Below are 7,266 nucleotides of genomic sequence, written 5' to 3' on the forward strand. Positions count from 1 at the left end.
GGGGTGCGGGCTTCGGGCCGGGGCCGGTGAACCGGCGGCCGGAGGGAATAGCGGATCGGTACGGGGAGTTGTCGTCCTCGGAGAGGGTGACGGCTCAGTACTGGGAGTAGCCGTCCTCGGAGAGGGTGTGCTTCTCGGTGCCGATGATCGGCGGGTTGAAGATCGACACCAGGTGGAGGTCCTCGTCGTCGGAGGCGATCAGGTGGTGCGGGTCGTGCTCGTTGAGGACGTAGATGGTGCCCGGGACGATCTTGTGGCGGGTGCCGTCCTTCTCGACGACCTCGCCCGACCCGCCGATGCAGTAGCAGGCCTCCAGGTGCTCGCGGTACTGCAGGGCGCTGGAGGTGCCCTTGCGGACGAGGGTGTCCGCGACGGCGAAGCCCATGCCGTCACGCTTGGTCAGAAGCCGGTAGCTGAGGCCGTTGCCCCACTCGACGGGGGCGACATCATCGAGGCTGCGGGTGAACATTCTGGTTCTCCTTCGGGATCGGATGGTGCGACAGGTCGGTGCGGTGCGGTCGGTCGATGCGCTTGTTCGGTCGGTGCGGCAGGTCGGTGCGGCAGGTCGGTGCGGTGTGCTCGGTCGGTCCGTGCGGTCGGCCGGAACGGCCGGTCAGGCGGCGGCCGCGGCCGGCTGGTGGCCCGAGATCATGGCGACGATGGCGTCGAGGGTGCGGAAGTCGTCCGGCCCGAAGTCGATGTCGTCGATGGGGAGCTGGTAGACCTTGGCGAAGTGCGAGAGCATCTTCACCAGGCCGAGGCTGTCGATGACGCCGGAGTCGAGGAGGTCGTAGTCGCCGGTGAGGTCCGAGGCGTCCTCGCCGGACAGGAACTGGGCCACGACGTAGGTCCGGACCTCGGTGGCGATGGTTGCCGTGCTCATGCTTCGTTCTCCTTCATGAGGGTCTGCTTGATCAGGTTTCGGTCGGGCTTGCCCGTCGAAGTGCGGGGCAACGGGGCCGCGGTGAGGTGTACCGAGGCCGGGATGGCGTGGCGGGGCAGTTGTCGGCCCAGGTGGCTGCGCAGCCGGAGGCTGGTGAGTTCGCTGCCCCGGCGCCGGGTGACGTGGGCGTGCAGGCGCACTCCGGCCTGCGGGTCCGGCAGGGGGACGACCACGGCCTCCGCGATGTCCGGGTGAGCCGCGATCACGTTCTCCACCTCCTGCAGGTTCGTGCGGACTCCCCGGACCTTCACGTGCCAGTCCGCGCGCCCCTCGAGGAAGTACAGGCCGTCGGTGGTGCGGGTGACGATGTCGCCGGTGCGGTAGAAGACCCGGCCCTCCAGCTGGGTGAAGACCGCGTCGTTCAGGTCCCGGCGCAGGTAGCCGCCGGTCTGGAACGGCGTGGACACCAGCAGTTCACCGGTGCCGGCCGCGGCGAGGGGCCTGCCGTCGGCATCGACGACCAGGGCGTCGGTGCCGTCGATGGGGAGGCCGATGGGCATCGGGCCGTCGAAGGCGTTGGGGTCGACGTGGTGGATGAAGGAGTCGTTGGTCTCCGTGCAGCCGAACACGTTGTGGAAGGCGGCGCGGGGGAACCCGGGTGCGACGCGTCGCAGGAGGTCGGCCGGCATCCGGTCACCGGTGAAGATCGCGTGGCGCACCGAGGCGAAGGAGCCGCCCTGTTCGAGCAGCAGCCGGTACATCATCGGCACGCCCTGCACGAAGCTGACCCGGTGTCGGGCGGCCAGCCCGGCCAGGTACGCGGGGTCGGTCGCCCGCTGCTGCTCCACCAGGACGACGCTCGCGCCGAGCCGGAGGAAGGTCCAGATGTCGAGCAGGGCGAGGTCGAAGTTGAGGGGCGCGTACGACAGGGCGGTCTCGTCCGGCGTCAGCGCGAACTCGTCGACGGCCCAGTCGGCGAAGGCGTCGAACCCTGCGGTCTCGATCGGCACGATCTTGGGGGTGCCGGTCGAGCCGGAGGTGGTCAGCAGCAGCCGGGTCCGTTCCGGATCCGCCACCGCGAACCCCTCCGCGGCCCCTTCCTCGGCCCGCACCGGCGTCGCGGTGAGCGCGCCGTCGGCGGTCGCGGTGAGCAGGTGGGACACCCTCGCCTGGTGTGCCAGGCGCTGGAGCGCGTCGCTGCCCAGGTCAGGAGAGGGGGCGAGGGCGATGTGGCCCTCCTGGAAGACGGCCAGCAGCAGCGCGATGGTCTGCGGCGTCTTGTGCGCCGGCACGCACACGGTGCTGCCTGCCGGGAGGTTCAGCTGTGACAGGTGACCGCGCAGACCCAGGGTCAGGTCGGCCAGCCGGCCGTAGGTGACGGCCTGGTCGTTGAAGTGGAGAGCGATGTGGTGGGGCCGTTCGTCGCCGTGGGCGACGACGGTCTCGGTCAGGAAGGGCGATGGCACGGCGGATTCCTCGCGGTCGGCTCAGCCTCCGTCAGCGGGTGTCGGTCGGCTGTTCGAATCGTGCGGTGTCGAGGTAGAAGTTACCCGCCGAGGTCCATGCTTGGTCAAGCATGCACTTGCCGAAGTGGGTGTGACCCAGACCACCCGAATTGCTTGCTCAAGCAACTGATGCCCCAACTTCGCCTGCGCGCCCAAACGAAAACCCCGAACGCTGGCTGCGTTCGGGGTGGGGTTGGAGCGGGTGGGGCGGCCGCACGGCGCGCCCGCGCTGGGCCCGGGTCAGACCTGGGTCGCGCGCAACGCCTGGACGGTGGGGCCCAGTTCGCGATCGGCGGTGAAGGTGTTCAGCGCGGACGACAGGACCTCCGCGTAGGTGGCGCGGGCCGCCTGGTAGCGCTGGCGCCCCTCGTCCGTGATGACCGCGTAGACGCCGCGCTTGTCCGACGGGCACAGGTCCTTGAAGGCGAAGCCGGCCGTTTCGAGGCGGCCCACCAGGCGGGTCACCGACGACTGGCCCAGGCCGACCCGGTCGGCCAGGTCCTGCATCCGCAGCTCGCTGGTCTTGGACTGGTGCAGGTGCTCCAGCGAGCGGTACTCCGACAGTCCGATCCCGTGGCGCCGCTGTAGCGCCAGGGCCAGCTCCCGCTCCACGTGCGCGTGGAGCGCGAGCACCCGGTTCCAGGCGGCCTGGTCCGAGGTGCGCAGCGGCGCGTGCTGTGTAGTTGCCATAGATGCCTCCCTTGCAGAGGTGTTGCTTGACAGAAGAGTACATGCGCATACAAGATCCTGGCGTCCCCAGTTACGCATTCAGGGGCTCACGCACCAAACTTGGTTGCACGTACAAGCAATCTCCCTGATGTACACCTCCGCCCGCAAGACCCCGGGCACCACGAGCTTCGGCCACTTCGGCCCGCGCTCCGCCGTCTCCACCGACCCACCGCACGGCCGCTCAAGGTGACGCACACCCGATCGAGGGCACGCAGTGCCGCTCCGGGAGCCCCTTGACCGGCCGGAAAGGCCGAGTGATCCCGTGAAGATCCAGATCTGGTCCGACTACGTCTGCCCCTTCTGCATGCTGGCCGAAGGCCCGCTGGAGGAGGCGATCGAGGGCCTCGACGTCGAGATCGAGTGGAAGCCCTTCGAACTCCACCCCCATCCCGAGCCCACCCTCCGGCCGGAGGACGACTACCTGCCCGCCATCTGGCAGCGAGCCGTGTACCCGATGGCCCGTCGCCTGGGCGTCGACATCACCCTGCCCACCGTCTCCCCGCAGCCCCGCACCCGGCTGGCCTTCGAGGGCTACCAGTACGCGGCCGAGCACGGCCGGGGAACCGAGTACACCCGGCGCGTGTTCCGCGCCTTCTTCCAGGAGGACCAGGACCTCGGCGAACCCGACGTCCTCACCGCGCTCGCCGGTGACATCGGCCTGGACGCCGACGAGTTCCGCGCCGCCCTCGACGGCGGCACCTACCGGGCCAAGCACCAGGAGGCCCTGCGCGAGGCCGCCGCCCACCGCGTCCGCGCCGTCCCCACCATCGTCGTCGGCGACACCCGCATCGAAGGCGTCCCCCGCCCCGACCAGCTGCGCAAGGCGATCCTCGCCGCGCAGACCGACCAGGACATCGTCTACGGTGCCGCGTGCGGCATCGACGGAGGCTGCTGACATGACCATCCGCGCCCACTTCACCCCCGTCACCCAGCCGCCGCTCGCGGAGCAGGACCGCCACGTCCTGGCCACCGTGACCTTCGGCGGCACCTCCGGCCTCACCCGCGGCGAACAAGGCCACCCCGACCTGGCCCTTCCGATGGCCGTCACCGGCGGCGACGCCTTCCGCGAGGTGTGGACCGTGACGGGCCGGCCGCGCTGGACCGTGCGCGAGGACCACGCCTACGCCCACAACGGCCGGCACCTCTTCGTCGCCGGGCTCATCCCCGAACAGGGCGTCTACACCCCGCCGGTGCGCGCCCTGTACGAGAAGGCCTTCGCCCTCGTCGACCACCTCGACTACAGCCACATCTTCCGGATGTGGAACTTCGTCGGCGACATCGTCGGCACCAACGCCGAGGGCATGGAGGTCTACCAGGACTTCGTCCAGGGCCGCGCCCAGGCGTTCCACACCTTCATGGGCGACAGCACCGCCCAGCTTCCCGCCGCCACCGGGATCGGCACCCAGGGCCGCGGCATCGCCTTCTGCCTGCTGGCGACCAAGAGGGGTGCGCCCCGGCACATAGAGAACAGCCGGCAGACCGCCGCCTACCACTACCCCGACCAGTACGGCCCCACGTCGCCCAGCTTCGCCCGCGCCACCCTGCTCGACGACACGCTCTACGTCTCCGGCACCGCGTCCATCCTCGGCCACGAGACCGTCCACCACGGCGACGTCCGGCGGCAGACCCGGGAGACCCTGGCCAACATCGCCCACCTCGTCTCCCGCGAGAACCTCGCGGCCCAGGGCATCGAGGACGCGGGCCACGACCTGAAGGACCTCCGGATGATCAAGGTGTACGTACGGCATGAAGACGATGTTCCGGCGGTACGCGCGGTCTGCGAAGAGACGCTTGGTCTTGGCGTTGAGGTGAAGTACCTCAACGTCGCCGTCTGCCGCGACGACCTCCTCGTCGAGATCGAGGGCATCGTCCCCGCCCGGGGGTGGGACCTGTGACCGGCCTCAAGGTGGGCATCGTCCTGCCCGGACGCGAGTCCGTCATCGACGACGGCCCCTACCCCCGCAACCTCGCCTCGATCGCCGCCCTGGCCGAGGAGTCCGGCTTCGACTCCGTCTGGGCCGGCGAATCCCCCCTCGCCCGCTCACGGATGAACCCGCTGCTCGCCCTCGCCGCGGCCGCCACGGCCACCGAGCGGCTGCAGCTGGGCACCGCCGTCCTCATGCCGCTGCGCGCCCCCGTCCACCTGGCGCACGAACTGGCCTGCCTCGACCGGATATCCGCCGGCCGGCTCATCGCCGGCATCGGATCCGGCTTCGCCTCCCCCGCGACGGAACGCGAATTCGCCAACTACGGGCTGGACTTCGGCACCCGCTTCGGGCGGATGCGGGAGACCGTCGAGATCTGCCAGGCCCTGTGGGCGGCCCGCGGCGAGCCCGTCTCCTACGAAGGCAAGCACTACCGGCTCCAGGACGCGGCCCTGCTGCCCCTGCCGCACCAGCCGCAGGGCCCCCCGCTGTGGATCGCCCACTCCGGCCCCAAGATGCTGCGGCGGGCCGGCCGCGACTTCGACGGCTGGATGCCCACCTCCACCACTCCCGAGAAGTACGGCGAAGGCTGGGACCAGGTCGCCGCCGCACGCCAGGAGGCGGGCCGCCCCGCCGACGCCGTCACCGGTGCCGCCTACCTCTCCGTCGCCGTCGACCGCACCCGTCAACAGGCCGAGGAAACCCTGTGGTCCTACTTCCACGCCTACTACGGCCTGCCCCTCACCACCATGCGCACCACCCAGGGGATCTTCGGCGGAACCCCGCAGGAGGTCGCCGACTGGCTGGGCCGGTACGTCAAGAACGGCGCCCGGCACCTGATCCTGCGCCTGCCCACCGACGAACTGACGGAGGCCGGCTACCGCACCGCGCTGCGACGGACGGCGCAGGAACTGCTGCCGCTCCTCCGCGGCCTGTGAACGGCCCGCCCCAGGCCCCGGCACGGGTGCTGTGGGCGGCGGCATGGCCGATCACCGCCGTGTTCATGCTGTCCAACATCCCCACCCCGCTGCTCGGCGTCTGGCAGCACCGCCTCGGGTTCTCCACCGGCACCGCGACGGTCGTCTTCGCCGCCTACATCGGCGGACTGCTCCTCGCCCTGCCCTTCACCGGAGCCCTGGCCGACCGGTACGGCACCCGCCGCGTGATGGTCCCCGCCCTGGCCGCCGGGCTCGTCTCCTGCGCCCTCTTCATGACGGCCACCCACGTGCTCACCCTGATCGTCGCGCGACTGCTCACCGGTGTGGCGGTCGGCGCGGCGCTCTCGGCCGGCACCGCGGCGGTCGCCCACGTCGGAGGCCCGCAGCGGCGCCCGCAGGCGGTCCTCGCCGCGTCGGTGGCCATCGGCACCGGCCTGGCGGCCGGCCCGCTGCTCGGCGGCAGCGTCTCCCAGTACTGGCCGGCCCCCACCGTGACCGTGTTCGTACTCGAAGCCCTCCTGCTGCTGTCCGCCCTGGCCATCGTGTACGCCCTCCACCCGCCACCCCCGCCGGCCCCCCGCGGCTCGCCCACCACGGGCTGGCTGCGCCTGCCCTCGGTACCCCCCGCCAACCGCCGCGGCCTCACCACGAGCCTCATGGCCTACATCCCCGGCATGACCGGGACCTCCCTCCTGCTGGCCCTCGGACCGCTCCTGCTCCCCTCCCTCCTGCACACCGGCAACCGGCTGGTGACCGGCGGGATCGGCTTCATGATGTTCGGCGCGTCCACCGGCATCCAGTTCGCGATCAAGAAGCTGCCGCTGGGCCGGATCCTCAGCACCGCGGGGATCGTCACCGGAACCGCCATGCTCGGCACCGCCGCCGCCGTACTGGCCCACTCCCTGGCCCTCCTGTCCCTCGCGGCGGTCCTCGCCGGCGTCGGCCAGGGCATGGGGCAGTACGGCGGCTTCTCCCGCCTGGGCACCGAAGTCCCCGCCACCCGGCTCGCCGAGGCCAACGCGGCGCTCAGCACGGGCGGCTACCTGTTCGCCGGAATCCTCTCCATCCTCACCGGCTACCTGAGCGACCTGACCGGAATCGCCGCCTCGTCCACCTTCTTCGCGACCCTGACCGCCGTGGCGGCGCTCACCGGAGTGTTCCTGATCAACTCGACACGCGTGCGCGCACCCGTCGAGGAGCGTCGTGAACCGTCGCCGGTGTCGTCCTCCTGACCGGCCGCGCCCCCGACGACGCGCCCCCTCGGCCCCCCGGACCCGGCCCGACGT

Annotated in this window: 9 protein-coding genes; 5 read left to right on the plus strand and 4 right to left on the minus strand. The window is 71.1% G+C overall.

What is annotated here, in order from left to right:
- Positions 1–94: 94 nt before the first annotated feature.
- The 4 genes from ACFRMQ_RS35530 to ACFRMQ_RS35545 all read right to left on the minus strand — a co-directional run bounded on the left by ACFRMQ_RS35530 (position 95) and on the right by ACFRMQ_RS35545 (position 3,078).
- A complete protein-coding gene (locus ACFRMQ_RS35530; RefSeq protein WP_380734937.1) occupies positions 95–469 on the minus strand; it encodes an ectoine synthase in 375 nt (124 codons plus the stop codon).
- A 144-nt stretch (positions 470–613) separates the two neighbouring features.
- Positions 614–883: an acyl carrier protein gene (locus ACFRMQ_RS35535; RefSeq protein WP_380734939.1), complete on the minus strand. Its 270-nt coding sequence runs from the start codon at positions 881–883 to the stop codon at positions 614–616.
- Positions 880–2,349, minus strand: a complete 1,470-nt coding sequence (locus ACFRMQ_RS35540; protein WP_380734940.1) for an AMP-binding protein — start codon at positions 2,347–2,349, stop codon at positions 880–882. The genes ACFRMQ_RS35535 and ACFRMQ_RS35540 overlap by 4 nt, the downstream gene beginning before the upstream one ends.
- A 279-nt stretch (positions 2,350–2,628) precedes the next feature.
- On the minus strand, positions 2,629–3,078 hold the full coding sequence (locus ACFRMQ_RS35545; RefSeq protein WP_380734941.1) for a MarR family winged helix-turn-helix transcriptional regulator: 450 nt from the start codon (positions 3,076–3,078) through the stop codon (positions 2,629–2,631).
- A 103-nt stretch (positions 3,079–3,181) separates the two neighbouring features.
- Between ACFRMQ_RS35545 and ACFRMQ_RS35550 the strand changes: the two genes are divergently transcribed.
- From ACFRMQ_RS35550 to ACFRMQ_RS35570, 5 genes are all read left to right on the plus strand, one after another.
- Positions 3,182–3,307, plus strand: a complete 126-nt coding sequence (locus ACFRMQ_RS35550) for a hypothetical protein (protein WP_380734943.1) — start codon at positions 3,182–3,184, stop codon at positions 3,305–3,307.
- Between the two features lie 72 nt (positions 3,308–3,379).
- The gene (locus ACFRMQ_RS35555) at positions 3,380–4,012 is read left to right on the plus strand and encodes a DsbA family protein (RefSeq protein ID WP_380734944.1); all 633 of its coding nucleotides are present in this window, start codon (positions 3,380–3,382) and stop codon (positions 4,010–4,012) included.
- Position 4,013: 1 nt separating this feature from the next.
- Positions 4,014–5,012 carry an FkbO/Hyg5 family chorismatase gene (locus ACFRMQ_RS35560; RefSeq protein ID WP_380734945.1) on the plus strand — a complete coding sequence of 333 codons (999 nt, stop codon included), beginning with the start codon at positions 4,014–4,016 and terminating at the stop codon, positions 5,010–5,012.
- Positions 5,009–5,980, plus strand: a complete 972-nt coding sequence (locus ACFRMQ_RS35565) for an LLM class flavin-dependent oxidoreductase (protein WP_380734946.1) — start codon at positions 5,009–5,011, stop codon at positions 5,978–5,980. The genes ACFRMQ_RS35560 and ACFRMQ_RS35565 overlap by 4 nt, the downstream gene beginning before the upstream one ends.
- Positions 5,977–7,212, plus strand: coding sequence for an MFS transporter (locus ACFRMQ_RS35570; protein WP_380734947.1), 1,236 nt, complete (start codon positions 5,977–5,979; stop codon positions 7,210–7,212). Before ACFRMQ_RS35565 ends, ACFRMQ_RS35570 begins: the two co-directional genes overlap by 4 nt.
- Positions 7,213–7,266: the final 54 nt, after the last annotated feature.

The organism is Kitasatospora sp. NPDC056783, from assembly GCF_042789895.1.
Lineage (GTDB): Bacteria > Actinomycetota > Actinomycetes > Streptomycetales > Streptomycetaceae > Kitasatospora.

What these genes read in the sequence shown, in the direction of transcription:
- ACFRMQ_RS35530 (WP_380734937.1), bottom strand. Translation starts at nt 469, where the DNA reads ATGTTCACCCGCAGCCTCGATGATGTCGCCCCCGTCGAGTGGGGCAAC.
- ACFRMQ_RS35535 (WP_380734939.1), bottom strand. Translation starts at nt 883, where the DNA reads ATGAGCACGGCAACCATCGCCACCGAGGTCCGGACCTACGTCGTGGCC.
- ACFRMQ_RS35545 (WP_380734941.1), bottom strand. Translation starts at nt 3,078, where the DNA reads ATGGCAACTACACAGCACGCGCCGCTGCGCACCTCGGACCAGGCCGCC.
- ACFRMQ_RS35560 (WP_380734945.1), top strand. Translation starts at nt 4,014, where the DNA reads ATGACCATCCGCGCCCACTTCACCCCCGTCACCCAGCCGCCGCTCGCG.